The sequence below is a fragment of the Jeotgalibacillus sp. ET6 genome, from assembly GCF_029667115.1.
Taxonomy (GTDB): domain Bacteria; phylum Bacillota; class Bacilli; order Bacillales; family Jeotgalibacillaceae; genus Jeotgalibacillus.
Window position 1 is genome coordinate 1 of sequence record NZ_JARUIU010000082.1, and the last position, 275, is coordinate 275.

The 275-nt window shown below is 32.4% G+C and carries 1 protein-coding gene; it reads left to right on the forward strand.

Annotated elements, in window-relative coordinates; translation table 11 throughout:
* The coding region (locus tag P6709_RS19900; RefSeq protein ID WP_278242633.1) for a carboxypeptidase-like regulatory domain-containing protein at positions 1-275 on the forward strand (275 nt) is incomplete at both ends.

The window sequence follows — 275 nt, forward strand, 5'->3', positions numbered from 1 at the left end:
ATGGAACCACAACTAATGACGATGGTACTTTTGAATTTAACCGAGTAAAAACAGGAACTTATACGCTGCAAATTTCTTTAACTGGCTATGAAACTTCTGAGAAAGAAGTTGTTGTTATAGAAAATGAAACCAATACCTTAAACCTGCAACTAAAAGTTTCTAATAAGGAATTACAAGAAGTTGTAATTAGTGGCAAAAAGAGCATCGTTTCTAAAAAAACAGATTATGTTGCCAGAATGCCTCTTAAAAATCTAGAAAATCCGCAAGTTTACAGT